Source organism: Paraferrimonas haliotis, assembly GCF_002282895.1.
Lineage (GTDB): Bacteria > Pseudomonadota > Gammaproteobacteria > Enterobacterales > Shewanellaceae > Paraferrimonas > Paraferrimonas haliotis.
In genome coordinates this window covers 123765-149362 of sequence record NZ_NRRB01000007.1, presented here as the reverse complement: position 1 = coordinate 149362, position 25598 = coordinate 123765, and the positions used below count along the sequence as shown (strand labels likewise).

The following is a 25598-nucleotide window of genomic DNA, read 5'->3' as shown; positions in this document are numbered from 1 at the left end:
GCCATAGCGTTGTGGACCCACCTGATCCCATTCCGAACTCAGCAGTGAAACGCAATAGCGCCGATGGTAGTGTGGGGTTTCCCCATGTGAGAGTAGGTCACCGCCAGGCTTTAAATATAAAAATGCCCCCGTCTTTGACGGGGGTTTTTTTATGCTTCAAATTTGATGATGTGCTCTCACATGGGAAAATAAATAGTGCGCCGTAGGCGCCACATATCATGTGATAGTAGGGTGGAGACCGCTCGGAGATTGCGGCTGAGCAATCTCAGGTCGGAACGGACAACATCTATGATGTTGTCCTGGACACCGCCAGGCTTTAAATAATGAATAAGGGCTTCCCGAAAGGGAGGCCCTTTTTCGTTACTGGTGACCGCCTAGGGCACCGTCCTCGACCTGCCCTCGCGGTCATTCCTTGCTAGGCCTAACCTCTGTCCAGTGAATCAATGTCAAAGTCCTAGGAAGCGTCAAGTGCACAGTATCAAGCGCTGCAACGCTTTAGACGTTGAACGTCTTTTGCAACTTCAGTACTGGTTGAATCCAATAAGGAAAACAACTCTTCCCAATCCGGCTGCTGCCATCTTTGTGTTTCGTTGCCGTTCGATCCAACAAGAATTAAGGTGTAATCATCTTCTTGAATTTGGTAAGAGGCTTTCAGTTGGTTCCAGTCAAAATTATGGTAACTGTTGTAGAGCCTTTCATTGGTTTCTGGGGTGACAATTAATACGCGAGTGTTGCGAGCCGTTAATACGCATTTATGGATCTCAGCTTGATGTTCAAACTCAGCCACGGACTCATCGTAGCTCGGGGCAAAATAAATGAGGCTGCGATGCGCTGAATCTTGTTGATATTCAGGGTAGCTCAATGCGCTCAAAGAAGTGACAAGTAGGCAACCAGATAACAATTGAATAGCATGTTTGGTAGTACATCTCATCTTGTCGACCTCTCGTAGGTATGTAACCTCTATACGTTAAGCCTAGCAGACAAGATCTAAATCGTTGGATCAAAAAAGCAGCCCGAAGGCTGCTAGTTAGCTATTGTTGCGACTACGAGATTACTTTGTAAAAGGCACCGGACGTGGTGTATTTGCATTAGATGGCGGCAAAATCGGCAGGGTGATCTGCGGTTGCTCTCCCGTAAGAGACTTCAAAAACTCAACAAGGTCAGCTGTTTGCTCATCAGTTAATGACTTAGCAAGTTGGATATCAGCCATTGTATTTACAGCCTCTTCTAGTGTCCAAGTTTGTCCATCATGGAAGTACGGATAGGTGAGTTCGATATTGCGCAGTGTTGGTACTTTAAATACATTTCTATCAGCTTCATTACCCGTTACAGCGACACGACCTTCAGCAGGGTTATCGGTATGAAATGGCTTGATTAGGCCCATTTTCATATACATGGTTCCACCGACAGCTGGTCCGTTGTGACAGGTTGAACAACCTTTATCTTTGAACAACTGGTAACCCGCTTTCGCGCTGGCACTGATTGCGTTGCTATCGCCTTTCAAGTACAAGTCGAATGGGCTGTTAGGGGTTACTAAGGTTTTCTCAAATTCGGCAATGGCATTAGTAATATTATCAATATTTACTGAGTCTTTACCGTAGATAGCTTCAAAACGAGCCTGATATGCTGGCATTGAGGCAATGGTGGTTACCGCTAGCTCATGAGTAAAGCCCATCTCTTTTGGATTAGCAATAGGGCCCGCCGCTTGCTCTTGTAAATCTTTGGCGCGACCATCCCAAAACTGCGCCAGTTGGTATTCGGCATTCAATACGGTAGGAGAGTTGATTGGACCTTCCTGCCATTCATGGCCAATAGAAGTAGTAAGAGCATCAACGCCGCCTAAAGATAGGTTGTGGCAAGAATTACAGGAGATAAAGCCAGATTTAGACAGGCGGGGTTCAAAGAACAACATCTTGCCGAGCTCAACTTTTTCAGGGGCGGTAATTTTTGCAGGCTCTATTACTTGAATGGGCTCTTGTGCAGCGGATAAAGGAGCGGCCAATACCGCGCTGATAACAATTGCGATTGAGTGCAGTTTAGTCATGAGACACCTTAGTGTTTAAATACGTATAAAAAGTAGGTTTATTCTTCTGGCGTCAGTGTACTGACTTACCTGTTTGACTTATAACTGATTAATTCGATTGGAATTATCGGGAAAAACGATTGTTTTATTATGATGTCAATCACGGAAGGTTAAGGTTGGAATAGGTATAATGGATGGCTTTTAGGCAGTACGATTCCTGCAGCTGCTAACATGTTGTAAAAAATGTTTCACTTCTGTTCTCTGGCATTTTAGCAAGTAGCTGTTTGGTTTAACTGCTAATATTCTAGCTTACCTATCGATTATATAAGGCTTACTATGAGCGTCAAAGACGAGCTGCAAAAAGCTCACAATCAGTTAGACAAATTACGTCATAAATTGACCGCCGCCAATCGTGCTGAAGCGCTAGACGTAAGCGCGCGTGTCGAGCAGGACATAAAAAAGCTTAATAAAAAGATTACGTCATTAAAACAGAAGCAAGGTAAACAACTCGGCGCTAAAGGCGAGCAAATATCATAGTTAAAGTTTCATCGTGAATTAACCAAAGCGGAACAAGCAGATATGGGGGCATTGAAAAAGCGAGTGAAAGGCTTGGTCGTTGTCCATCCGTTAACAGCCCTTGGCCGTGAGCTGAAGTTAGAAGCGGTTACAGGCTATGCCCCAAAATCGTTTTAATTCGATGAAGGCAACGCCACCACTAAACAATCAGAAAGCGGCCACAGTGGTGGTATTCGATTTTGAAACTACCGGACTATCTCCCGAACAAGGCGATCGAGCCATTGAAATTGGAGCCGTCAAACTGGTGGAAGGAGAAGTGGTTGACACCTTCCAAGGGTTAATGAATCCCGGACGGGCGGTATCATCGTTTATCGAAAGCTTTACCGGCATCAGTAACAGTATGTTAGTCAATGCACCACCCTGTGAGGTGGTGATGGCGGAATTCGCTGAGTTCATAGCTGGCTACAACCTGTTGGCGCATAATGCGAGTTTTGATCGCAAATTTTTAGAGGCGGAGTTTGCTCGAATAAACTATGATTATACCGGTTCGATTGGCTGTACCTTGCTTACTTCGCGGAGATTGTTTCAAGATGCTCCGAATCACAAGTTAAGTACACTGGTTCGTTTTAAAGGCCTGCCCTCTGATGGCGTCTTTCACCGAGCTCTTGCCGATGCACAAATGACCGCTCACCTCTGGATGAAGCTGTTGGAAGAGGTCACTCTTCAAAGTGGAGTCGAACAACCTAGCTTTAATGAACTTTTGAAATTATCGACGCTACCAAAGCAAAAAGTAACCGTTTACCTGTCAAAATTATCCAAACAGTCTCGCAAAGAAAAGCCTCATCGATAGCTCGGATGAGGCTCATTGTTTACCTATTATGGTTATTAGTTAGCGCTAACGTAATCGACGATGGCTCTAAGGGCATTCAAGTCATAAAGCTCTTGTGCTTTAGAGTAGGACTCTGGTGCCGATGATACTTTAACAATAGCGACGTCACGTTCACGATCTATGTACACCCACTGTCCATGGATACCAATGGCCATAAACGCTTCATGGCCAGGTGTATGGCTTACCCACCACTGTGCTCGGTAGCTCCACTCGCCACCAGGCATGTTTTCCGAAGCATTAGGGCCTTTAGCGTAGGCTGATTTATCACCACCGGCGGCAATAGAGTCGATCACCGATTTAGCAACCACTTCCTGACCGTTAAAGCGACCATCGTTTAGCATCATGGTTGCAAACTTTGCTAGGTTTTCCGTAGTGGCATTCAAACCGCCTCCGGCCACTAAAGTAGCGTTATTATCAAGCAGAACATAGGTTTCTCCTTCTGTGCCCAACTTGCTCCATAGCTTGTCGTGCATGTCTACTTGAAATGACTGTTGAGTTACTCGGTTATTTATCCAATTCACCACGTCTGTTTTTGCGGTTTGGTAGTGAAATACTTCCCCATGTTGGTGTTCCTGCTCAGCGTTAAGAGTGGGCAAATAGCTGTATAAGCTTGTGGGATAATCTACGCCCTCCATCTTCTCAGTCCAACCTAAAACGGCGCCATATGTCCTAATGCCAGATGTTGGGTCGGCATAATCTTCCCTGAAGTCCATAGAGTTGGTCATATCAAGTACTTGCCCAACAGTTGCACTACCAAACGCAGATGAATTGCGTAATTCAGGGATAATGTCACCTACATACTGTGATTCACTATACTGCCCCTCATGTATATTCATTAATGCTAACAGCCCACCAAAAGATTTGGTTACTGACATCATTTGGTGGGGCTGGTTTGCTGTCATGCCGTTACGGTAGTCCTCGAAGATTACTCTGTCGCCTTTAATGACAACAATCGCATCTCCCCAAGTTTCGGTCATATACTCGTCAAAACTTCTAGTTTCTCCCGCTGCATTTTGCACAGATACTTGCTTGGCAAGGTTGGTATCGATGACATGTTCAAGATCCACCGGCTTCTGGGATGCAGGAATGTCAGCACTGGGGTAAAACATTCGCATGTGCTGATAAGACCAACGGTTAAATGGCGCTGTTTGCAATGCGTTGGCTTTTGTCACTTGTTTGTCAGCTGGAACTGGAAAGCCTTCCATCAAGCCCAATTCAGCGGCCGTCGCATAAGGGTTGGACGGCTGTATTTGTGCCTGTGCCAAGGTCGCGGTTTGAGATAACAAGATTGCGCTTAGCGCAAAACTGATAATCGATTTTTTCATAGTAATCACCTGTATTTATGGTTAATGCTCTGGTTTAAGGACATTATCCATAAATCATACAAGTGAGGATTTTTAATACCTTATAGCTAAAGTTTAAAGTTTAAGGTTTAAGGTTTGAGGTTTGGGGGGGCTTTTGCAGTTGCTCTACCAGCCAGCTGCCGGCTTTTCCTAAATTAGGAGCCCAAGCAAGTTCGATTCCCCAATTGATGGCTCCGTCATCAAAATCCAACTCAAGAATCGTTAGTTGGCCTTGTTCGGCTAGAGGGCGCGCAAGTTGGTCTGGTATCACGGCAAACCCCAAACCTGACAACAAAAACGATTGTAATTGGTAAAAATGGCTATAGCGAATGAGTTTGTTACTTAGGCGAATGCCTTCATTTAGCTCTTCGGTAAAGATAACTCCGGGAGAAGGAAAAAGCTGAGTATGTAAGTTGAGGTCGTCTATCGACAACGTCGATGCTATGTGACTCAGTGGATGTTTGTTTGAAGCAACAATTCGCCAGTGAATTCTACCGATAATATGATCATAGCCGCCGTGATCGCTGCGCAGTCTTCCAGGGGAAAGGATGATATCGGCTAAGGGAAGGTGAGGGTAATTGGTGATGCGAGTTTTGTCGCATGATAAAACAGCATAATCCGCATCTAGCAGGATTAATTCGAGCGTAGGAAAGTGTTTTTGCAGGGCGACAATAGCATCTTGATACTGTCCACAGAGGGTGAAGCTATGAAGTGCAACTCGTAGCTGTGCTTCCTGCCCCTGAGCTACATCGAGAGCAAATTTTTCCAAGCCCTCAAGTTTTGGCAATATATCAAGCGCTTGCAGGTAGAACTTTTTTCCCAGTTCGGTCAGCGTTGGCTTTTTCCCCGGGTCTCGTTCAAACAGTTTGGCGTCAATATCGTATTCAAAAGCTTGAATAGCTTGTTGGACTGCCGCAGGGCTGTAGCCTAACTTTCTGCCAGCGGCCGAAAAAGATCCTGTTTCTGCCACTGCCCATAAATAATGTAATCGCTCAGTTGTTATGATCATGTATGGCCAACTAATAATATCTAATTACTTTGCAAACTATCGATTTTAGTGAGCGAAGGCAATCTTTTGGCTTCAGCGATAGCTGACTAGAAAGCAATCGATATTAACGATATTCTGTTGAGATTACTTGTTAAGGAAAACTGTTATGACCCGATTTCTGCTTATTTTTGTACTCACTTATAGTTCTGCGCTTGCTGCATCTGATTTGCCATTAGACACAATAACTTTGCCAGATGGCTTCAAAATAGAAGTGTTTGTCGATGACATTGAAAACGCTCGGCAAATGGCTTTAGGTGATGAAGGCATGCTGTTTGTTGGCAGTCGTCGTACGGGCAAAGTCTACGGGGTGACTGGCGGTGGTTTGGCCGGTGTGGATAGCCGAATGGCAAAACAGGTTACGGTTATTGATTCGGGATTGACCATGCCTTCCGGAATTGCTTTTTACAAAGGTGATCTTTACGTAGCCGATATCAGCAAAATTTTAAAATATGAAGCTATAGAAAAAAACTGGCCACGCATACCTGAGCCAACGGTGGTTTTCGATGAACTGCCAGATGATGTCCATCATGGATGGAAATACCTAAAATTTGATTCACAAGGGCACCTGATAATACCGATAGGCGCTCCGTGCAATATTTGTGATGCTGGAGAGCGCTATTCTAAAATTATGAGTCTTGATTTAACCAACAACACTACCACGGACCTAGCCTTAGGCGTGCGCAACAGTGTCGGTTTTGACTTTCACCCAGTTACCGGTCAGTTGTGGTTTACTGATAATGGCCGTGATCATATGGGAGACGATATCCCTGATTGCGAACTGAACCAACTGAGTAAGCCGGGTCAGCACTTTGGCTACCCTTTTTACCACGCAGGGGATGTTAAAGATCCTGAGTTTGGCAAGGGGCGCGAAGCCAGTGAGTTTGTCGCACCTAAAGTTAAGCTCGGAGCACACGTAGCGCCGCTTGGAATGACCTTTTATCGATCTGAGCACTTTCCTAAGCAGTACCAACATAGCATTTTTATCGCTGAGCATGGCTCGTGGAATCGTTCCAGCAAAGTCGGTTACCGAGTGCGCAATGTCGTTTTAGAGGGCGATAAAGTGGTCAGTGTGGATGAGTTTGCCAGCGGCTGGTTGCAAGGAGAAGAAGCCTGGGGACGTCCAGCCGATATTATGCAAATGCCAGATGGTGCTTTGCTGGTCTCCGATGACGCTGCCGGGGTTATTTACCGAATTTTCTATCAGGGTAAATAATCAGTTAAGGGCGGAGTATGTTCTCCGCCCAAACAAATTTACTCCACTAAGTCGCCACGCTTCCTAAGCATAAAAGTATTAATTTCTAAGACCGCATCACTCCAACGACCGAGAATATCAGCAGCTTTCTCTTCTCCATACGTCTTCACTAGCACCTCTTGCAGTTTCACTTCTGGCTGTTCCATAGCACTCCAAGACAGATACGGTAGCACCAAAGTCACTTGATTTGCTGGGCCGCCGGAGTCTATTTGCACAAAGGCATAATTTACTGGCCATTTGTGCTCCATAATGGCTTTATGCATTTCTCTGGCTGCTTGGTGTAGCTGCTCCATTTTGCCAATTTTGACTCGATACTCGTTAATCTGGAAAAATTGAGGATCAAAATTTTCTTCTGGCCAATTAATGGTATCTTGCCATGTGGTGGTCGTGTGGCTACTTACCCGCGCGACATATTTAGCTGGGCCTTCTCGCCATTGTTTAGCACTTTTTTTGCCAAATTCGTCACTGGCAGAAAAATCGGCCCATTTGTGGTTGCCACTGCGCACGATGTAGTTACCAATACCTTCGCCGTCAATGACTTGATACGCCATCCATTGCCAAGGATCTTCAGCTTTTTTGCGCCAAGCAATGTGATCTTTGAACGCTTTTTCGAAATCAGGTTGCTGGTCATAGCTGACTTGAAGGGTGTACACCCGAGCAAGTGATGACTCTTCTGCGATACTTAGAAAACTGATTAAGGTTAACGAAACAGCCATCGTTAACCCTAATGCACGGGATAGGTTAGACATATCCGACTCCTTAAGGGTTTCTTCCCAACAGCATACTTCTGGGAGCGGGTTATAACACTTTAGAACGTAACGCTATAACCCTAGGCAAGGAGTGGACTTTCGTCAAAGTCCGAAGACTACTTTTTCGCTTTTAAGCAGCCGATTGATGGCGAACGTTAGCACCAAAGCTATCACCAATGTGATGCCTGAGGCGACGGCCAATTCCAGGATGGGCAGCTCTTGACCTTTTACCAGTGCCATTAATGCTTGTTGCTGTCCTGATACCGGCAACCATTTCAATACGTGCGGCGCTATCTCGTAGTTCGCTGTCATGGCCAAAGCAAGAGGGACAAATAACACGATGGTTAAATAGCTTTGAGCTTCTTTAAATGTTTTGGCCATAAAGGATACAAACAGTTGCATGCTCGCAGCCATGAGCGAAATGGGGATACCAACAATGAACATTGCGATGACTAAATCGGAATTAATATTCACGTCGAACCCCAATTCGTGCCAAGGAACAAAGGTATAGGCAATTTTGGAGCATACTATCGTCAACACCAGTCCCAGCATCGCGAACAAGGTAACACACAAGACTTTCGCCCAAGTAATGGTCATTGGCGTCACAGGTTGACTGAGCATAAGTCCTAACGAGTCACGTTCGCGCTCTCCGGCACTGGTGTCAATCGCCAGGTTCATTCCGGATATAAACACCGAATAAATCATGATGAATATGGCCATACCTAAGATGAAACCACCTCTGGCAACCGCTTTGGCAGTATCTTGCTGTTGCACATCGAGCACTTGGGTGACTCTGGGGTCGACTCCCCGAGCCACCAGTCGTAGCCGTCCAATTTCGTGGGCATATCCATCCATTGTGCGCCTAATACGACTCAAAGCTTGTTGCAATTCATTGTCCGAAAAGTCGGCCTTCACAAACACTTCTGCAGGTAGCCCTTGATTCAACTGTTGTGCATAGTTTTCTGAAAAACTGATCTCGATGTCCTTTTTGGTGCTATCGGAAGAATGCTCAATGTTATGTGCTGTCAAATAGCGCACCAAATCAGGAGCTCTTTCAGGCTCGATAATCGTTAGTCTTAATGTATCAGGCGCAGTCACCTTACCGATAAGCACCATAAACAAAAGGCTAATAATGAGGGGGGTACCAATGGAATAGTAAAGCCCAGCCATGACCGACCGTTTATCTCGGATGGCATCCACCAATTCCTTTTTAAGGATGATCAATAGTTGTCTCATGCGGCAATTCCTTCGTCACTGCCTATCAGTTTGATAAAGGCGTCCTCTAAGTTCTGCTCTCCCGATTGCTCGATAAGCTGTTGCGGCGATCCTTGAGCGACCACTCTGCCTTTAGACATTAGGATGACGTTATCGCACAGCGCCGCCACTTCCTGCATGACGTGACTTGAAAACACGACGCAATGCCCCTGTTCTCTTAAGTCCGCCAGTATTCGCCGAAGAACGCGAGTACTCATGACATCTAACCCTCGAGTGGGTTCGTCGAGAACGATGTTTTTCGGTTTGTGAACGATGGCTTGTGCCAGCGCGGTTTTCATTCTCTGGCCTTGAGAGAACCCTTTGCATCGGCGGTCGGCGATGTCTTCAAGTTTAAGTGATTCGATTACCTCTTGCGTCGCTTGTTTAGCTTGTTTGGAGGACAAACCGTTGATACCGGCAAAAAAGGAGATGTACTCTCGTGGCGTTAACCGCTCATATAAACCAAAAGGATCGGGAAATAACCCCAATGCTCGTTTGGCTTTTATAGGGCTCTTTGCCACATCAATGCTATCAACCAAGGCTTGTCCAGAGTCTGCTTTGAGTAGGTCAAAAAGTACCCGCAAACACGTTGTTTTGCCCGCACCATTGGGGCCGAGTATGCCAGTGATGTGTCCATCCTGAGCGGTGAACGTTAGCTTGTCTAAGGCCTGAACATCACCAATCTTTTTCGAAAGGTCATTGATTTCTATCATGTTATTGTTCTTCCTTGGTGGAGTTGGGTTCGGTGCTGTTGGCGTTTAAATAAAAGCTGCGGCGGGTGTCATTATCCATGCACTCGGTATCTAAGCCAGAGTGGGATTGAGTTTCAATAAAGTCTGCGATTATACGACCGGCACAGGTTTGCATCGCCACTCCGTGACTTGCGTAGGGGCTGATAATGTGGCGACCATTGGTTAAACGTTCCTTAGCCATTTCACCCCAACTAGGCGGGGTTGCCGGGTCAAGTTCGCCAGAGAGTAACAATACCGGCTTATCGGTCGCAACGGCATTGGAATATTGAGGGTCAGCCTTTGGCATGTCCCACATTGGGCAAGCGACATCAAACATTTTTATCATTTCTGAAGCAATGTAACTGTCGCTCATGCTCGCTTTTAGGGCGTCGTCGAGGCGAGGGTAATCCTCTCCACAAATAACAGCTGTGTGCATGCCCATTGCCAATTCGCCAGCACCGAAGGTCATACTAATAAAACCAGTAATCGGGTTGTAGTTTCCTTGGGCGGCTTGATCGATGACGTAAGGTATAAGTGCACGAGTGCTCGGACTATACATGCCAATTCGCAGCGCTCCGAGCAACTTAGCTTGAGTAAGAATCAGTGAACGCGGCTCTGCCGTTAATGGGTCAGCTACTTTGAGCGTGGCTGGCTTCTTTGCCAATTGGGCTTTCAGAGCTTTAAACTGACCCGCTAAATTGGGGTATTGGCGATTACAGTCTAAATTTTCTTGGCAATCTTGCATGACCAAATTAAAACCGCGTTCAATGGAGTGCCCAATGGCAATGACTGATTGTTGCATTGGCACCACACCATCTAAGGTCGTGGTTAATACGCTTTGTGGAAACAGAGTCAGATACACCTGAGCAACACGGGTGCCATAGGAAATACCGTATAAATGAACACTGGGGTAGCCTAATGCTAAGCGAACTTTCTCAAAGTCTCTGACACCGCTCTCCGTATCAAAAAATTGAGTTGGATAAGGTAATTGCTCAAAGCATTTTTGAGTTTCTAGAACAAGGTCTTGTTTGCGGTCATCAATCGCCAAGGCTTGCGCTAACGTTGAGTCGGAACAGCCCATATGGGCAGAGCGGCCGGTACCGCGTTGATCGATTAGCAGTATGTCTCGGGTTTGACGCACTCGGCTAAACACTTGATTAAACAGTCTCGCACTATCAATTGCTGACTGTCCTGGCCCGCCAGATATCGCCAACAACGGCGGTTGTCCAGCTTGTGGTTTGATGGCGGGCAAAATAAGGTAGTGAATGTCGATCTGCTGCTCGTCGGGGTTTTGGTAGTCCAACGGCACCGACACTGAACCGCATTCGAGCTTCTCTGACAGGCCATCAACGTAACACGACTGCGTATCAATATTCTCCGCAACAGCTAGAGACGGTAACAGCAGTAGTAATGGCAGAATTATGGCTCTCATTCCATGAAATCCTCTAGGTCACTTTATGACGGGTTGTTATTAGTTTCTATCATGACACACACAGACTTTAAGTAAAATTACAGTTGTAACAATTACTTTTTCTTGCACTAGCTTAGCAAAATGCTTGAGAGTTGGTGAGCTGATGTTGCTGTGGTAACCTCATCGCGTTTAGATAACAAGGACAAGCCTGTGAGTCGTTTAATAGAAAAAATAAAACCAAGATTCAATGATACCGATGCGCTAGCCCACATTAACAATACGGTAATACCAGTATGGTGTGAGGCGGCTCGCGAACCTATATTCGAGATTTTTAATCCAGGCATGAACATCGAACAATGGAATCTAATTGTTGCGGGTTACGAGGTGCAACTGAACGCACCCAGTTATTTTGGTCGAGAAATTAGAGTTGAAACCTGGGTCAGTAAATTAGGAAACGCGTCATTTGAAGTCAGCCAAGCATTATTTCAGGATGACAAGCAATTCGCGTTACAAAAAACGACTATGGTCCATTTTGATTATCAGGCTAATAAAAGCGCTCCAATTCCAGTGGCAATAAGAGCGCAATTACAGCAGCTTAGCTAATTTGCAATTGGCCTTGGATGCATAATTGGGTTAACGGATTAACCCCGTAGCTGTAGCTCAAATCGGCGGGGCTATCGATATCCCACATTGCCAGATCCGCCTCCATGCCAACTCGCAGCATACCTTTTCGCTCACCAACACCGAGCGCTTGAGCGGCGTTGCGAGTGATGCCTGCAAGTGCTTCTTCTGGCGTTAATCGAAACAAAGTGCACCCTAGGTTAAGCATGAGTTTAAGTGAGCATAACGGGCTGGTTCCGGGGTTAAAATCTGAAGCCAATGCCATTGGCACCTTGTGCCGGCGAAGCAAGTCAATGGGCGGCAGCTGTGTTTCGCGTAAGAAGTAAAACGCCCCGGGTAACAGCACTGCAACACTGGCGTTATCAGCGAGTGCTTTGACACCTGTTTCGTCGAGAAACTCAATATGGTCGCTCGACAGCGCTCCTAAATTGGCCGCCATTGCGCTTGCCCCCATATTCGAGAGTTGCTCCGCGTGAATTTTGGTTTGCAAGCCAAGGGCTTTGGCAGCCTCCAGTACTTGCTTGCTCTGTGCTAAGTCAAACCCAACGTTTTCGCAAAACACGTCTACAGCATCGGCAAGTTGTTGTTTAGCGACCTCCGGTAGCATCGCTTGGCACACGAAATCGATGTATTTTTGAGGTTTGCCTGCATATTCTGGCGGCAACGCGTGGGCACCTAGAAACGTCGTAGAAACCGTTACAGGATGCACTTCGCCTAAATAACGAGCAACTTTAAGAGTCTTAAGTTCCGATGCTAAATCTAAGCCATAGCCTGACTTAATTTCCACATGAGTAACCCCTTCTTGCATTAGGGTATTCAAGCGTTTTCGAGAAACGTCGAACAGTTCCTCTTCTTCAGCAGCTCGTGTTGCCCGCACAGTGGAGAGGATGCCAGCTCCTTGTTGAGCTAATTCTTGGTAGCTGGCGCCCAGTAGTCGCTGCTCAAATTCGTCTGCACGGTTCCCTGCGAACACTAAGTGGGTATGGCAATCGATGAGCCCGGGGGTCATCCATTGATTATTCCCCTTATGGATGGCCACTTTATGCATATCAAATGCCGGTAAATCTTTGCGCTCTCCTAGCCAAGCTATCTTGCCGTCTTTTATGGCAATAGCTCCGTTGTAAATTGCACCATAACGATTGGGTTGATTTGGATCCATCGTGGCTAAGTTAACGTCTATCCAGAGTTGGTCCCAGTCCATTTGATTTCCTTCTGCGAACGTGGTTGTATATACAAGCAATGTGATTGAGCATATCAAAGCAGAGAAACAATAGCATGAGTTTGCCTAAATTTATCGAAATTAAGCAATACATTTGCAGCCAGATTGAAGCGGGTAAGTGGTTGGAATATTGCCAAGTACCTTCGGAAAACCAGTTGGCAAAACAATTTGCTTGCAGCCGCATGACGGCTCGACGGGCGTTAACAGAACTGTGTCAGCAAGGAACCTTGGTACGAACGCAAGGCTTGGGTACCTTTGTCGCTGAATTGAAAAGCCAGTCGTCGTTACTTGAAATTCGTAATATTGCGGATGAAATTAACGAGCGAGGCCATGGCTACAGCGTGCTTCAGCTCAGTTTAGAAACGCGACCTGCGAGTGCTAAAATTGCCGTAGTGCTGGGTGTGGAGCCTGAGAGTTTGGTTGGATACAGTGAACTGGTTCATTGCGAAGACGGCTACCCTATTCAGCTTGAACAACGTTACGTCAACGCGCGCCTAGTCCCACAGTACACGGAACAAGATTTTCGCATACAAACGCCACATCACTATCTTTCTCGAGTAGCACCATTGACTCAGGCTACTCATACCATTGAAGCCATTGCCGCTGATAACGAAATGGCCCAACACTTAACGATCAAGTTAAACGAACCTTGCTTGCAAATCGCTCGCCGCACTTGGAGTTCTCAAGGTGTCGTGAGTTTTGCTCTATTAACCCATCCTGGCAGCCGCTACCGAGTCGGTGGTGAGTTGCATATTAACGAATAATTTTAATTGGAGTAGTAGCATGAACACAGCTTCCAAAGATAAGCGTCACGACCCATCGCGTGTGATAAAGGCTCCCACCGGCAGCCAGTTGAGTTGTAAATCTTGGCTAACTGAAGCGCCAATGCGAATGTTAATGAACAATTTGCATCCCGATGTGGCGGAGCGTCCGGAAGATTTGGTGGTATACGGTGGCATTGGTCGCGCCGCAAGAGATTGGGAATGCTACGATAAAATTGTGGCAACGTTGCAGCGCATGGAAGACGACGAAACGTTACTTGTGCAGTCGGGTAAGCCGGTTGGCGTGTTTAAGACTCACAGCGATGCTCCTCGAGTCCTGATTGCCAACTCAAATTTGGTTCCATCGTGGGCGAATTGGGAACACTTTAATGAGCTGGATAAAGCCGGTTTGGCGATGTACGGTCAAATGACGGCGGGTTCTTGGATCTATATCGGTACTCAAGGCATTGTTCAAGGTACTTACGAAACCTTTGTGGCAATGGCCAAAAAACATTTCAACGGTGATGCCAAAGGGCGTTGGATTTTAACGGGCGGACTCGGTGGCATGGGCGGCGCTCAGCCGCTAGCAGCTACCATGGCCGGCTTTAGCTGCATAGCTGTTGAATGCGACGAGACTCGCATCGATTTTCGTTTACGTACCCGCTACGTAGACGTAAAAGCGAAAAGCTTGGATGAAGCTCTGTCATTGATAGACGATGCTGCTAAGCAAGGCAAGGCCATTTCGGTAGGCTTGCTGGCTAACGCCGCTGATGTGTTCCCTGAAATTGTGCGTCGTGGGATAGTGCCGGATGTAGTGACCGACCAAACCTCAGCACACGATCCATTAAATGGCTATTTGCCTCAGGGGTGGTCGCTTGAAAAAGCAACGCAAATGCGTGCCAGCGATGAAGCGGCGGTAATTAAAGCCGCAAAGCAATCAATGGCAGTACAGGTTCAAGCCATGCTTGATTTACAGAAAGCCGGCTCGGCGACCACCGACTATGGTAATAACATTCGTCAGATGGCGTTAGATGAAGGCGTAACTAATGCCTTTGACTTCCCTGGGTTCGTACCGGCTTATATTAGACCGCTATTTTGTGAAGGTATTGGGCCGTTTCGTTGGGCTGCGCTCTCTGGCGACCCAGAAGACATTTATAAAACCGATGCCAAAGTAAAAGAATTAATTCCCGATGACCCGCATCTGCACAATTGGCTGGATATGGCCCGTGAGCGAATAGCGTTTCAAGGGCTGCCAGCACGAATTTGTTGGGTTGGATTAAAGGATCGCGCTCGTTTAGCACAGGCATTCAACCAAATGGTTGCTGATGGTGAACTATCGGCACCCGTGGTGATTGGTCGCGACCACTTAGACTCTGGCTCTGTGGCGAGTCCAAATCGAGAAACAGAAGCTATGCTCGATGGCTCGGATGCTGTTTCAGACTGGCCATTGCTAAATGCGCTGCTTAACACTGCGGGTGGCGCTACTTGGGTAAGCTTGCACCACGGCGGTGGCGTGGGCATGGGTTATAGCCAGCACTCTGGAGTCGTTATTGTTTGTGACGGTTCCGAAGCCGCAGCCAAACGCGTAAGTAGAGTGCTATGGAATGACCCTGCAACCGGCGTAATGCGCCATGCTGATGCGGGTTATGACATTGCAAAAAATTGCGCCAAAGAGCAAGGCCTGGATCTGCCGATGTTAGGAGATAAGTAATATGTTGCAACTCACGTTAATTCCAGGACAGCTAAGTTTGGCCCAACTGCGTCAAGCCAACCATGGTCCAGTTCGCATCAAGTTAGACGAAGGCGCTCTTAAAGACATTGAAGCAAGTGCGCAAATGGTTCAGCAAGTCATTCAACAGGATCAGGTTGTCTATGGTATCAATACGGGTTTTGGCTTGCTTGCCAATACTCGTATCGCCAATGACGATCTAAAACTGCTGCAACGCTCCATCGTTTTGTCTCACGCAGCAGGAATCGGCAACTACATGCAAGACTCCACTGTACGCCTAATGATGTTGCTAAAAATTAACTCATTAGCTCGCGGCTTTTCTGGCATTCGTTTGCAAGTGATAGAGTTCTTGATTGCTCTGCTTAATGCGGAAGTTTACCCGTGCATTCCGGAAAAAGGGTCGGTGGGGGCATCGGGTGATCTAGCGCCCTTATCTCACATGTGCTTACCCATGCTGGGAGAAGGAGAGGTGAGTTACCAAGGTGAGATCATTTCCGCCGAGGAAGGTCTTGCCATTGCCGGTTTAGAGCCAATCGAGCTTGCCGCCAAAGAAGGGCTTGCGTTACTTAATGGAACTCAAGCATCGACGGCGTTAGCACTGCAAGGTCTGTTCTTTGCCGAAGACTTGTATGCAGCCGGTTCGGTCATTGGTGCTATGAGCGTTGAAGCTGCCATGGGCTCGCGTTCTCCTTTTGATGCCCGCGTGCATGCCATTCGTGGACAAAAAGGGCAAATCGATGCCGCCGCTGTGTTTCGCCATCTGTTGAGTGATAGCAGCGAAATTTGTGACAGCCACCTTGATTGCGAAAAAGTTCAAGATCCTTATTCGCTGCGATGCCAACCTCAAGTGATGGGAGCGTGCCTGACACAAATTAGGCAAGCGGCAGAAGTGCTTGCGATTGAGTCCAACGGGGTTACAGACAATCCATTAGTGTTCCATACCGAACAGGATTTTATTTCGGGCGGAAACTTCCATGCAGAGCCGGTTGCCATGGCCGCTGATAATTTAGCGTTAGCCATCGCGGAAATTGGCGCTCTTGCGGAGCGTCGAATCGCGTTACTGATCGATTCTAATTTGTCGAAATTGCCACCGTTTCTGGTTGAGAATGGTGGCGTGAACTCAGGGTTCATGATTGCTCAAGTCACCGCTGCGGCGCTGGCTTCTGAAAACAAAACCCTAGCGCACCCTGGATCCGTTGATAGTCTGCCAACGTCCGCCAACCAAGAAGATCATGTTTCTATGGCAACGTTTGCAGCTCGTCGTTTATTCGATATGGCCCAAAATACTCGTGGTGTATTGGCTGTCGAATTACTTGCTGCTGCTCAAGGGCTTGATTTTAGAAAGCCATTGCAGCCGAGTCAGGCAGTTGCTGAAGCAAAAGCAGAGTTGAGAACTTTGGTAAGTTACTACGATAAAGACCGTTATTTTGCCCCTGATATAGAGGCCGCTGCCGACTTGATTGGCAGTGGAAGTTACAATCGATATATGCCTCAAGCGATATTAGCGAGCTTCTAATCGAGTGATAATATAAGCCTCATCGTTGAGGGTCGATCCAGCCTTGATTGACCATTGCCGATGAGGCTTTTTGATGGGCGACTGCAAACACAATTCGTTGCACTTGTTTCAACCAAAACCCTGAGTCTGTTCTAAAATTAAATCTTAACCTTTCAATAGAGCGAATCATGGGGCTTCAGACTGACCCGTTTACCGTAGCTCAATGGCGTGTCGACCCCGAACGTTCTGTGATTTCACCGGTCGATATGACCGAGCCTCAAGCCGAGATACATCTTGAACCTAAGGTTATGGATGTACTGGTATTCCTAGCGAAACACGCCAATCACGTTGTGTCTCGAGAGCAATTGCTGGATGCGGTATGGGCGCGCCCCTATGCCAGTGACGAAGGCCTTACTCGAGCAATTTCAGTTCTCAGAAAGCAATTGCAAGATGATGACAAGCAGCATCAACTCATAAAAACCGTGCCTAAAAAAGGTTATATGTTGCAGGTGGAACGACTGCCGTTTGAGTCTCCCGTTGTTTCAGCCGCACCGTTAACCACCAACCGGCTAAGAGTGGGGCTCATGGCGGTATTTGTGTTGCTGGTGGTCTCAATGATTTTTGCGGGTGTGTGGTGGTGGGCAAGCAGTGAAGCCAGTCCGCAAGTCAGCGTCAATAAGAGTATTAATTTGATTGTGCAACCCTTCTCTGGAATGGATGATGCCGATAACAGTCAAACGATTGCTAATGTGTTGTCAGAGCAAGTGCTCACTCAATTGGCGAAACTACGAGGCAGCAGAATACCGGTTATTGTTTCTGAAACATCGCAACGCTCTACCGCGCTGATTACGGCAAACCAAAGCTTTGCTATTAGTGGTAGTGTTACTCGAGGGCAGCAAAGCATAGTAATCAATGTGCATTTTTCTCGGTACGACAGCGGCGAAGTTATTTGGAGTCAGGCGTTTGAAAGTGAGGAAAAAGATTGGCCTCAATTGGTTAACTCAGTGAGCCGAACCGTGGCCCGTTTTATTCAAGTAAGCAGTGAAAGCAGCCTCGATATGGCCAGTTTATCGGTATCAGAAATTCAGGTTCTGGCACTGCTTAATCAAGCTCGCAGTACTCGTCGGGCGATGGATACTGACCCTGTCCTAAGTCTTATTAATGCGGCAGAGTTGTTACAGCGAGCCCGCTCTACTTACCCACAATCAGGAGAAGTGCTATCTGAATTAGCCATAACCTATTACCGATTAAGCAGTTATGAAACCAGCTTCCAGTTACCCAATCTGGGTGAAATTTATCAACAGGCGAAAGTAGAGGACGGTCAAAGCACCAGCTTTCAGTTTCTACAAGCGTTGCATTATCGACGCCTCAGGCAGTATGACTTGGCATTGGAGGCATTTAATAATGCGCTGGCGGTAAGAGAGAACGACCCTGAAATTCGAGTTGTATTAGGCAACATGTTTCGCGCCCAAGGAAAATTTGAAGAGGCGTTACAACAATATCGACGAGCTACAGATGCGAACATTAGCTATCCGTTAGCGAACTTTCAACAGGCTCGCTTGACTAGCCAAATGGGCCAGAATGGAGATGCTATTCGCCAACTTGAGTACTTGGTTTCGATGTTGCCGCACTACGATATCGGGAGACAACTGCTAACACGACTTTACTTTTGGCAAGGGCAGTTCGATCAAGCTGTTATGTTGATGACTGAGGCTGATAATTTTGAGCCCTGGCGATACCTCATGGGCGATAGCCAATTCGCGTTGAATCAACCCGAGCGGGCCATTGAGACCTATTTAGCCAATACCAATATTGAATCATCGGAAGCAAACTATTATCGCCGAGCCATGGTGTTGCTGCTGCAAGGGCAATATCATCAAGCGGTAGACATCGCTCAAATGTATGCCGCACTTAATCACAGTTTTGAAGCCTTATATTTGCACGGAAGGTTATTAATGCTTGCTGGCCAATTCAAGGCGGCTAAACAGGTGTTGGCGCAGGCGTTAGAGCTAACAGAGGACGAAGCTAGCCATCAACTGGGTCGTAAGCCTTATGTGATGGCGGATTTAGCCTGGACCGAATATCAATTGGGCAATGACGCATTAGCGCATCGATTAGCTCGACGGCTATTAGAACGAATTAAGCCATTTAATCGAGTTGGGGTCTCAGGGTATGGTGTTTTAGATGTGATAGCGTTAACTGTACTACAACAATCGGCTGCGGCGGAGCAAGCCTTTGAACAAGCTTTGGCCGATGGTTGGTTATGCTGGCACGACGTCAACTATGGTGGTCCGCATCCAGCGTTGCAGCAATTACAACAATCTAGCCGATTTTCACAATGGCAGAATTATATCGAAGAGTCGCTTAGCCAGCAGCGTAAGCGACTCCAGTTGCAATCCATTTATACACCTTAATCAAGTTCAAAATTCACCTGATACTTTTGGGTCATGGCAATATCTTGAATGCCCACTTGGCCGACACTTTTTTCTAATCGCTCTGATGTGCGATAAGCGCCTTGGTTAGATGCAAATGTTGAAATGTCCTCCCCATTACACATGACCTTAAGAGCAACGGTTTTGGTTTTAAGTCGATAGCCGCGAATGGTGCGATTCATACGTAATACGTTATCACTCATGGCGGCTTTACAAACGTCAATCAACGCGGTTTCAATATACGGTGATAACGCTGGGGCGGTTTGATCTTGAGCCAATGCGTTAGGGGCGGTAATAACCAAGGTGGTGACAAGTGCAAGTGGGCGGATATTCATGGTCGTTCTCCTTAGATGTGAAGCAAAAGTTGCTTACCCCAAAGTAAAGTCTTTACGCCATGCCAACACCTGTTTAAAAGGCAATTTTATTCATTTTATTAGCTTAAATATGTCCATTGAAAACATGATGAAAATGTTTAACTTTATATTTATTAAAAATTTAGGTGTTTAAATGTGTTTCAGAAGGAATTGTTTTTTTGCATAAAAAAGCTCAGCGTTATTGCTGAGCTTTTCCTTGGATACGGTTTTCTAGAGGTTTAAATCACTCGAGAGAACTGTTGTTGACGAGCTTTTTCTCGGTAGTAGACATCAAAACAGATACAAATATTGCGAATTAACAGGTGTCCCGTTTCGCTGATGGCTAGTTTGCGATTGGTTAAGGTGACTAACTCGTCATCAATAAAGGTCTGTAGCAATTTCAGATCTTCGGCAAAATACTCTTCAAAGGTTAAGCCGAATAGCTCATCAATTTCCGCCATATCTAGCTCAAAGTGACAAATCAACTGCTTGATGACTTTTCTACGTATTTTGTCGTCTTGATTTAGCGAGCAACCTTTCCACAATGCATGACCTTGCTCATCGATTGACTCGTAGTATGGGCGTAAATCTTTCTGGTTTTGCGCATAACAATTGCCAATCTGACTAATGGACGATACGCCTAAACCAAGCAAGTCACACTCTTCTTGAGTGGTGTAGCCTTGGAAGTTACGGTGTAACTTGCCGGCACGCTGCAGTTTGGCTAACTCGTCATCAGGTTTCGCAAAGTGGTCCATACCAATGAACTGATAACCGGCTCCGGTTAATGTTTCGATGGTTTGACGCAAAATTTCCAGCTTTTGCTGAGGAGAAGGTAAATGCTCATCTTTTATTTTGCGCTGTGCAGCAAAACGATCCGGCAAGTGAGCGTAGTTAAATACGGACAAGCGGTCAGGCGACAACTCTAGTATGCGCTCAATGGTTTTTGCGAACGTTTCTGGCGTTTGATGAGGTAAACCGTAGATTAAATCGACGTTAGTAGACACGAACCCAAGCTCGCGTGCTTTACCGATTAAGTCAAAGATGAATTGCTCATCTTGCTCACGATTGGTGGCAATTTGAACTTCTTTATTGAAATCCTGTACACCAACAGAGATGCGATTAAAGCCCGCGGCTTTAAGCGTGTCTAGCATCGACATTTCTATTTCGCGAGGATCAATCTCAATTGAGAATTCGCCCACATCCGCGAAATGGAAGTTTTGCTTAAGCAATTTAGTTACTCGAGCAACCTGCTCTTCGCTTAAGAAGGTTGGCGTGCCGCCGCCCCAATGCATTTGGGTTACGGTGTAGTCTTTAAACAAAGGCGCGCGCTTGATGATTTCTTGTGCCAAGTACTCAATGTATTGGTCCGCTTTGTGCTGGTGGCGAGTAACGATCTTATTACAGCCGCAGTAGTAGCAAAGCTTATGGCAAAACGGAACGTGCAGGTAAATGGACAACTTGCGGCTGTCACTTCCTTCAATCGCAGTGAGAAGATCGTTCTCAGTGAACTCTTCATTGAATTCAAGCGCTGTAGGGTAAGACGTGTATCGTGGTCCGCTGTAGTTGTACTTTTGGATCATGGCTTGATCCCAACTAATCTGTGTCGAACTAGGCAAGGCCTGCCTCCGTTAAAATATTGGTAGTTTTAGCAATGGGTAAATTATGCCGAATTTTTGCTCAATGATCTTTGAGCAAGGTATCAAAACCGACAATCATTTAGTTGAGGAGGAGTTTGTTAGAAAACGAAGAAAATGACCAGCATTGTCGCTCGGAGTTGTGCTTTAGCGCACATCACCGAGCTTAGCTATGGGAATTATTATTCGTGTTTGTCTTCGCGAAATTGATTCAATGCATCCAAGCCGCTATCGAACTCTGAAAGCATACGGTCTTCGTCGCTGAGTGATGGATTTTGTGGCTCTTCATCATCCACTTCAATGCCAAGTTGGTCCATTAAGGCAGCGATGATATCTAATTGCTCGTTCATCCACTTTCTATCTAAGGTTGACAGCTTGGCACCCGCATCCACTTTGTCTAATAAGCGATTAAGGCGTGGGTCGTTTTCTAACTGAATGAGTCGTGTTTCTGGCGGTGTTTCGTTTAGCCGCTCTTGTAACGGAAGCTTTGATTGCGTGATTGGTTTCGATGCCACTAGCGATACCGGCTTTTTACTGCCATGCATTGGGTCTGATAGTGCGCCAGCGGTTTTTTGGGTCGCGGTCGATTTGGCGGCGCTCGAAACCCGGCTGCCCGCTTTAAGGCCGCGTCCTTTCTTCTTTGACTCTGGAGCGCTCTTTCCTTTCACCTTAGCTTGAAGGCGAGGACCATTAGCGTTAATTTTACGTGACTTTTTAGAACGTGACATAGCAATACTCTCAATTTGGGAGGCGCTTTATATCAGAAATAGACGTTTTTTGCATCAAAATAACGTCCTGTCCAATAAATTCTAGAGAGAAACCGTCTCGTTTTGCGAGATATTCAAAGGTTTCACGGCTGAAAAAGCTTACGTGGGTAGGATCGTTTTTATAGTGCCAATTGGCAAACGCCGCCTCGTTTATAACCAGCTTCGTCATAATGGCTAACCAACCATTGTCTTTTAACAATTGACACAAGAGTTGCCATTCTCGCCCTGGCCGGTAAAAGTGCTCGATGGCTTCAGTGCAGGTTACAAAATCGTATTTGTGACGCAAAACTTGGCGGTCAGGAGCAAAGTAAGGGTCATAGATTGATACGGTATGTTGAGCCTCTTCTAACATCAAATGTAATGTTGGTCCGGGGCCACAGCCAAAATCCAGTCCATTTTGGTAAAGCGGTAAGCGCTCCTTGAGAGGCTCTGCAAGGCGCGACAGAAACTTGCGATAGCCTTTGTCTTCTGGCGTATTCTGATGGTTCTGATAAACACTTTTTTCTGCCTGAGGAGGCAATAAACTGTTGGGGTCAGCGAAGACCAATCGACATTGTTGGCATTGAAAAAAATGGCGCTTTTTGTCTTGGTGATAAGGCAAAGTACCTGAATACAGGCAAAGCGGGCAATTGGGCATAACCATCCATTAAGCGGGCCATCGATAACCCATTATACTCAAGCGTAAAATATAAAAAAGGCGACAGTTCATAAACTGTCGCCTTCGTAATTTAGATGCTTGCTAACATCATAAGCTATTCAAAAGTCCGTCTAATCTTCTTAGGCAATCCTCACCTAAATCCAACTTGTTATTATTAGCTATCCGTGCTGCTTTTTTGTTATTGGCCTAATGGCCTTTATTATTTCCCATATACCTCAAACAGGTATAGGTACAACGTGAAGTTTACCACTTCAGTATAAATCGTCATCCTAACGCCGAAACAACCATCCGTATTAAAGCAATACCATCCAATGATAACGAGCTTCCTGCCGGTGCATCCTTAGCTATTAGCTTCCTATGCCGTAATTCTCACTCCCGAAAATTACTATCCTTTTTGAAGTCCGTCCATGATGGCAATGAGGCCATTCATCATTCTTATAGCCAAAAGCTATGGGCCTCACTATATAGATTTAGGATAAATAATCAATCGACAAGCTTCACACTTTTCGAGGAATTAAGGTTCCTAATTTATATCTTATTGTTGTTTATTGTTTTTATATTTACTACCGAGTAAAACATACCGCACAGCTTGTTCATCATTATTCGAGACAGCGGTGTCTTTACTTGAGTTGCACTAGTTTTATCCGATCACAAACTCAGAGTCAACTGTTAAGTGAATCACAAATTTGATCTTTTTGATGATTCGTGACGTTAAGGCGGAAATAAAAAACCCTCCTAATATAGGAGGGTTTTACGCTTAAAGCCTGATGACAAGCTTATTTGATGTTGTGGTACTTCTCGATGCCATAGCTTGAACCTTCGCTATGACAAACCGCACAACTTTCTGCAGCTTTTACCGTGCTGTCGTTAGTTCCATCGAAGAACCCACCTTGGCTTTGCATGTGAGCCTGTGCTTGATCTGAACTGTGACAAGATTGGCAGTTGGCAGAAATTGGCGATTTACCATTGCCTGCTTTGGTCATCATAGTGAAGGCTGGCACTTGGTCTAGGTCAATGGAACCGTTTGAGTGACAAGCCTTACAATTAGCGCCGTTTAGCTTTTCAGCTGAGGCGAGACTGCGAGAAGAGATTTGACCGCTTGAACGTTCGAAATCGGCACGTTCCTTGGCTTTAGCGCCAAAGTGGAAATCATGGATCATTGGGCCAAAGCCTGCTGAAACACCGCGAGTCATACCGTTATTGTGACAAGCGATACAGCCGGTACCACCATCATCAACACCACCGTAGAACTTGTGCGGTTTTACTTTCGCAGTACCGTCGCCATTGTCTTGCTGGAAAATGTCTTCAAGGGTATTAAAGCCATTATGACAGTTAGTACAAGCACCTTCAGGCATAACGTTGCGAACATCCGCAGAGTTTGCGTGCAGCATGACCGCTTTGCCATCGCCTAGAGGGTCCATTAATGAGATACGTACCGAACCTTCGATGCTATAACCATCACGCTTAGTAACGTACTGTGGATTCCAACAAACGCTCATGACATTGCTTTGCGGGAAGGTAACGGTTTTAGGTGCATTATGGCTGGTTAGCGCGCGATCAACGAAACGCTTGTTAGCCGCATCGTAGTTGTGCAGATAAGTGCTCAAGTATACGAAGCTGTTCACACCATCGTGAGAACCGTCACCATATAGCGCTTCAAGATCGGTGGTATCGGGTGCGGTTACCACGTTACAAAAATCGCCAGCGGCGTTGTTTTCAGTAACTACAGTAAGCGCATTGTCAGCCAAGAGCGCCTTGCGAGCAGCTACTGACTTGTGTACCAAACGCCAGTCCATATCTGTGTTAACTGCTGCCGCTTGATTGTCGTGGCAATCCGAACAACCGCGTTCAGTTTGAACAACGGGCGCAGCGTGACAAGTTGAACAGTTAGTGATATCAAATGCCGCACCAAAACCTAAATGCTTGGTGTGAGCTAGGTGTTGGATGGTATTGCTGGCGTAGCCGCCCTTAGTTGGGTCGTCATTGTTTTTAGGAAGCTGGTTATGGCAATTCATGCAGCTTTCTACAAACGCTTGTTGGCCGGCTTTATCTTCAATTAAGTTCGAATATTCACCTACGTAGCTGGCGTGTTTAGCGTTGGTTGACGTGTAGTCAACGTGGCAAGCATTACACTGAGCATCGGCGGTGGTTTTTGCAAACGTTTGCGATGTACGAACAATTTGGAATTTAGACGCTGGAACTTTATCACCACCAACACGAAGTGAGATCAATGGGTCGCTATCCGGAGTTACGGTGATTGGTGTTGAGAATTGATACTCACCAGGAGCAACTTGCTCTAAGGTAGCACCTTCAGTCATTTCAGGACCATGGCGACCGCTTAGGTGACTGTAGTAGCCAGTACCGCCATCACGAGGTGTACCCAAACCGCCGTCTTGATCGCTAGCAACTTTTGCATATGCGCGATCAAGAGTGGTGATTGGTAAACCTTCCTCGTTGGTCACTTGGAAGTCGAAGCTAATAACGTGATCGCCCATGTCATAGCTGACAATATTGACGTTTACGTCGTTAATTACTTCAGCCGCAGGCGGCTGAGCACCTGGACCTTCTGGTCCTTGAGGTCCTTGAGGCCCTTGTGGTCCAGCGGGACCGGCTGCACCGTCTTTGCCGCCACAGCCAGCGAGGCCGACAGCGGTAGCCAGCGCTACCCACAGTAGTGTTTTCTTCATCATAACGTTTAACCCTGCAATTGGTT

23 protein-coding genes and 1 rRNA gene are annotated in these 25598 nt (G+C 46.4%); 10 read left to right on the top strand and 14 right to left on the bottom strand.

Annotation, left to right across the window (positions count from 1 at the left end):
* Positions 1 to 109: ribosomal RNA gene (rrf, locus tag CLC91_RS13720) — 5S ribosomal RNA — on the top strand; the annotation flags it as partial.
* 369 nt (positions 110 to 478) lie between these two features.
* Here the strand turns inward: rrf and CLC91_RS13715 are convergent.
* Together CLC91_RS13715 and CLC91_RS13710 are read right to left on the bottom strand one after the other, a co-directional pair.
* A complete protein-coding gene (locus CLC91_RS13715; RefSeq protein ID WP_095499469.1) occupies positions 479 to 931 on the bottom strand; it encodes a DUF4174 domain-containing protein in 453 nt (150 codons plus the stop codon).
* A gap of 120 nt (positions 932 to 1051) precedes the next feature.
* A complete protein-coding gene (locus CLC91_RS13710) occupies positions 1052 to 2044 on the bottom strand; it encodes a cytochrome-c peroxidase (protein ID WP_095499468.1) in 993 nt (330 codons plus the stop codon).
* Positions 2045 to 2359: 315 nt separating this feature from the next.
* Here CLC91_RS13710 and CLC91_RS15205 point away from each other — a divergent pair, with 315 nt between their 5' ends.
* Genes CLC91_RS15205 through CLC91_RS13700 form a run of 3 tightly spaced genes read left to right on the top strand, consistent with a single transcriptional unit; the run spans position 2360 to position 3389 of the window.
* The gene (locus tag CLC91_RS15205; RefSeq protein WP_332889019.1) at positions 2360 to 2560 is read left to right on the top strand and encodes a hypothetical protein; all 201 of its coding nucleotides are present in this window, start codon (positions 2360 to 2362) and stop codon (positions 2558 to 2560) included.
* Positions 2561 to 2602: 42 nt separating this feature from the next.
* Complete coding sequence (locus tag CLC91_RS15200) at positions 2603 to 2716, top strand: DUF2810 domain-containing protein (protein WP_332889018.1); 114 nt, start codon at positions 2603 to 2605, stop codon at positions 2714 to 2716.
* A complete protein-coding gene (locus tag CLC91_RS13700; RefSeq protein ID WP_233132633.1) occupies positions 2697 to 3389 on the top strand; it encodes a 3'-5' exonuclease in 693 nt (230 codons plus the stop codon). The genes CLC91_RS15200 and CLC91_RS13700 overlap by 20 nt, the downstream gene beginning before the upstream one ends.
* Before the next feature lie 35 nt (positions 3390 to 3424).
* Here the strand turns inward: CLC91_RS13700 and CLC91_RS13695 are convergent, their stop codons facing one another.
* Positions 3425 to 4753, bottom strand: a complete 1329-nt coding sequence (locus tag CLC91_RS13695; protein WP_095499466.1) for a serine hydrolase domain-containing protein — start codon at positions 4751 to 4753, stop codon at positions 3425 to 3427.
* A gap of 100 nt (positions 4754 to 4853) precedes the next feature.
* On the bottom strand, positions 4854 to 5780 hold the full coding sequence (locus tag CLC91_RS13690) for a LysR family transcriptional regulator (RefSeq protein WP_095499465.1): 927 nt from the start codon (positions 5778 to 5780) through the stop codon (positions 4854 to 4856).
* Between the two features lie 145 nt (positions 5781 to 5925).
* On the opposite strand from CLC91_RS13690, the gene CLC91_RS13685 reads away from it, so the two are divergent.
* Positions 5926 to 7032, top strand: a complete 1107-nt coding sequence (locus CLC91_RS13685; protein ID WP_095499464.1) for a PQQ-dependent sugar dehydrogenase — start codon at positions 5926 to 5928, stop codon at positions 7030 to 7032.
* A 38-nt stretch (positions 7033 to 7070) separates the two neighbouring features.
* Here CLC91_RS13685 and CLC91_RS13680 read toward each other — a convergent pair whose 3' ends face one another.
* The 4 genes from CLC91_RS13680 to CLC91_RS13665 form a co-directional block, all read right to left on the bottom strand.
* A complete protein-coding gene (locus CLC91_RS13680) occupies positions 7071 to 7820 on the bottom strand; it encodes a hypothetical protein (RefSeq protein WP_095499463.1) in 750 nt (249 codons plus the stop codon).
* 102 nt (positions 7821 to 7922) lie between these two features.
* Positions 7923 to 9056: an ABC transporter permease gene (locus CLC91_RS13675; RefSeq protein WP_095499462.1), complete on the bottom strand. Its 1134-nt coding sequence runs from the start codon at positions 9054 to 9056 to the stop codon at positions 7923 to 7925.
* Positions 9053 to 9787 (bottom strand): ABC transporter ATP-binding protein, encoded by a 735-nt coding sequence (locus CLC91_RS13670; RefSeq protein ID WP_095499461.1) that lies wholly within the window; start codon positions 9785 to 9787, stop codon positions 9053 to 9055. The genes CLC91_RS13675 and CLC91_RS13670 overlap by 4 nt, the downstream gene beginning before the upstream one ends.
* A 1-nt stretch (position 9788) precedes the next feature.
* Entirely contained in the window at positions 9789 to 11237 is a 1449-nt protein-coding gene (locus CLC91_RS13665; RefSeq protein ID WP_095499460.1) for an alpha/beta hydrolase, read from the bottom strand.
* Between the two features lie 189 nt (positions 11238 to 11426).
* On the opposite strand from CLC91_RS13665, the gene CLC91_RS13660 reads away from it, so the two are divergent.
* Entirely contained in the window at positions 11427 to 11819 is a 393-nt protein-coding gene (locus CLC91_RS13660) for an acyl-CoA thioesterase (protein ID WP_095499459.1), read from the top strand.
* Here the strand turns inward: CLC91_RS13660 and hutI are convergent.
* Positions 11812 to 13038, bottom strand: a complete 1227-nt coding sequence (hutI, locus tag CLC91_RS13655; RefSeq protein ID WP_095499458.1) for an imidazolonepropionase — start codon at positions 13036 to 13038, stop codon at positions 11812 to 11814. The genes CLC91_RS13660 and hutI overlap by 8 nt on opposite strands.
* A gap of 74 nt (positions 13039 to 13112) precedes the next feature.
* Between hutI and hutC the strand changes: the two genes are divergently transcribed.
* The 4 genes from hutC (at position 13113) to CLC91_RS13635 (ending at position 19455) form a co-directional block, all read left to right on the top strand.
* Entirely contained in the window at positions 13113 to 13820 is a 708-nt protein-coding gene (hutC, locus tag CLC91_RS13650) for a histidine utilization repressor (RefSeq protein WP_095499457.1), read from the top strand.
* Between the two features lie 19 nt (positions 13821 to 13839).
* Positions 13840 to 15528 carry a urocanate hydratase gene (hutU, locus tag CLC91_RS13645; protein WP_095499456.1) on the top strand — a complete coding sequence of 563 codons (1689 nt, stop codon included), beginning with the start codon at positions 13840 to 13842 and terminating at the stop codon, positions 15526 to 15528.
* 1 nt (position 15529) lies between these two features.
* A complete protein-coding gene (gene hutH, locus CLC91_RS13640) occupies positions 15530 to 17062 on the top strand; it encodes a histidine ammonia-lyase (RefSeq protein ID WP_095499455.1) in 1533 nt (510 codons plus the stop codon).
* A gap of 167 nt (positions 17063 to 17229) precedes the next feature.
* A complete protein-coding gene (locus CLC91_RS13635) occupies positions 17230 to 19455 on the top strand; it encodes a winged helix-turn-helix domain-containing protein (protein WP_095499454.1) in 2226 nt (741 codons plus the stop codon).
* Here the strand turns inward: CLC91_RS13635 and CLC91_RS13630 are convergent.
* The 5 genes from CLC91_RS13630 to CLC91_RS13610 all read right to left on the bottom strand — a co-directional run bounded on the left by CLC91_RS13630 (position 19452) and on the right by CLC91_RS13610 (position 25575).
* Positions 19452 to 19808, bottom strand: coding sequence for a DUF3718 domain-containing protein (locus tag CLC91_RS13630; RefSeq protein ID WP_095499453.1), 357 nt, complete (start codon positions 19806 to 19808; stop codon positions 19452 to 19454). The genes CLC91_RS13635 and CLC91_RS13630 overlap by 4 nt on opposite strands.
* A gap of 257 nt (positions 19809 to 20065) precedes the next feature.
* Positions 20066 to 21442 (bottom strand): oxygen-independent coproporphyrinogen III oxidase, encoded by a 1377-nt coding sequence (hemN, locus tag CLC91_RS13625; RefSeq protein WP_095499452.1) that lies wholly within the window; start codon positions 21440 to 21442, stop codon positions 20066 to 20068.
* Positions 21443 to 21642: 200 nt separating this feature from the next.
* Complete coding sequence (gene yihI / locus CLC91_RS13620; RefSeq protein ID WP_095499451.1) at positions 21643 to 22188, bottom strand: Der GTPase-activating protein YihI; 546 nt, start codon at positions 22186 to 22188, stop codon at positions 21643 to 21645.
* A 10-nt stretch (positions 22189 to 22198) separates the two neighbouring features.
* Positions 22199 to 22864 carry a class I SAM-dependent methyltransferase gene (locus tag CLC91_RS13615; protein WP_095499450.1) on the bottom strand — a complete coding sequence of 222 codons (666 nt, stop codon included), beginning with the start codon at positions 22862 to 22864 and terminating at the stop codon, positions 22199 to 22201.
* Between the two features lie 797 nt (positions 22865 to 23661).
* On the bottom strand, positions 23662 to 25575 hold the full coding sequence (locus tag CLC91_RS13610) for a multiheme c-type cytochrome (RefSeq protein WP_095499449.1): 1914 nt from the start codon (positions 25573 to 25575) through the stop codon (positions 23662 to 23664).
* Between the last annotated feature and the right edge of the window lie 23 nt (positions 25576 to 25598).

Excerpts from the sequence above, each read along its gene's own strand:
- CLC91_RS13690 (WP_095499465.1), bottom strand. The coding sequence starts at position 5,780 with ATGATCATAACAACTGAGCGATTACATTATTTATGGGCAGTGGCAGAA.
- CLC91_RS13665 (WP_095499460.1), bottom strand. The coding sequence starts at position 11,237 with ATGAGAGCCATAATTCTGCCATTACTACTGCTGTTACCGTCTCTAGCT.
- CLC91_RS13685 (WP_095499464.1), top strand. The coding sequence starts at position 5,926 with ATGACCCGATTTCTGCTTATTTTTGTACTCACTTATAGTTCTGCGCTT.
- hutU (WP_095499456.1), top strand. The coding sequence starts at position 13,840 with ATGAACACAGCTTCCAAAGATAAGCGTCACGACCCATCGCGTGTGATA.
- CLC91_RS13670 (WP_095499461.1), bottom strand. The coding sequence starts at position 9,787 with ATGATAGAAATCAATGACCTTTCGAAAAAGATTGGTGATGTTCAGGCC.
- CLC91_RS13675 (WP_095499462.1), bottom strand. The coding sequence starts at position 9,056 with ATGAGACAACTATTGATCATCCTTAAAAAGGAATTGGTGGATGCCATC.
- CLC91_RS15205 (WP_332889019.1), top strand. The coding sequence starts at position 2,360 with ATGAGCGTCAAAGACGAGCTGCAAAAAGCTCACAATCAGTTAGACAAA.
- CLC91_RS13680 (WP_095499463.1), bottom strand. The coding sequence starts at position 7,820 with ATGTCTAACCTATCCCGTGCATTAGGGTTAACGATGGCTGTTTCGTTA.
- CLC91_RS13715 (WP_095499469.1), bottom strand. The coding sequence starts at position 931 with ATGAGATGTACTACCAAACATGCTATTCAATTGTTATCTGGTTGCCTA.
- hutH (WP_095499455.1), top strand. The coding sequence starts at position 15,530 with ATGTTGCAACTCACGTTAATTCCAGGACAGCTAAGTTTGGCCCAACTG.
- CLC91_RS13610 (WP_095499449.1), bottom strand. The coding sequence starts at position 25,575 with ATGATGAAGAAAACACTACTGTGGGTAGCGCTGGCTACCGCTGTCGGC.
- CLC91_RS13710 (WP_095499468.1), bottom strand. The coding sequence starts at position 2,044 with ATGACTAAACTGCACTCAATCGCAATTGTTATCAGCGCGGTATTGGCC.
- hutC (WP_095499457.1), top strand. The coding sequence starts at position 13,113 with ATGAGTTTGCCTAAATTTATCGAAATTAAGCAATACATTTGCAGCCAG.
- hutI (WP_095499458.1), bottom strand. The coding sequence starts at position 13,038 with ATGGACTGGGACCAACTCTGGATAGACGTTAACTTAGCCACGATGGAT.
- CLC91_RS15200 (WP_332889018.1), top strand. The coding sequence starts at position 2,603 with ATGGGGGCATTGAAAAAGCGAGTGAAAGGCTTGGTCGTTGTCCATCCG.
- CLC91_RS13700 (WP_233132633.1), top strand. The coding sequence starts at position 2,697 with ATGCCCCAAAATCGTTTTAATTCGATGAAGGCAACGCCACCACTAAAC.
- CLC91_RS13695 (WP_095499466.1), bottom strand. The coding sequence starts at position 4,753 with ATGAAAAAATCGATTATCAGTTTTGCGCTAAGCGCAATCTTGTTATCT.
- CLC91_RS13615 (WP_095499450.1), bottom strand. The coding sequence starts at position 22,864 with ATGCCCAATTGCCCGCTTTGCCTGTATTCAGGTACTTTGCCTTATCAC.
- yihI (WP_095499451.1), bottom strand. The coding sequence starts at position 22,188 with ATGTCACGTTCTAAAAAGTCACGTAAAATTAACGCTAATGGTCCTCGC.
- CLC91_RS13635 (WP_095499454.1), top strand. The coding sequence starts at position 17,230 with ATGGGGCTTCAGACTGACCCGTTTACCGTAGCTCAATGGCGTGTCGAC.
- CLC91_RS13630 (WP_095499453.1), bottom strand. The coding sequence starts at position 19,808 with ATGAATATCCGCCCACTTGCACTTGTCACCACCTTGGTTATTACCGCC.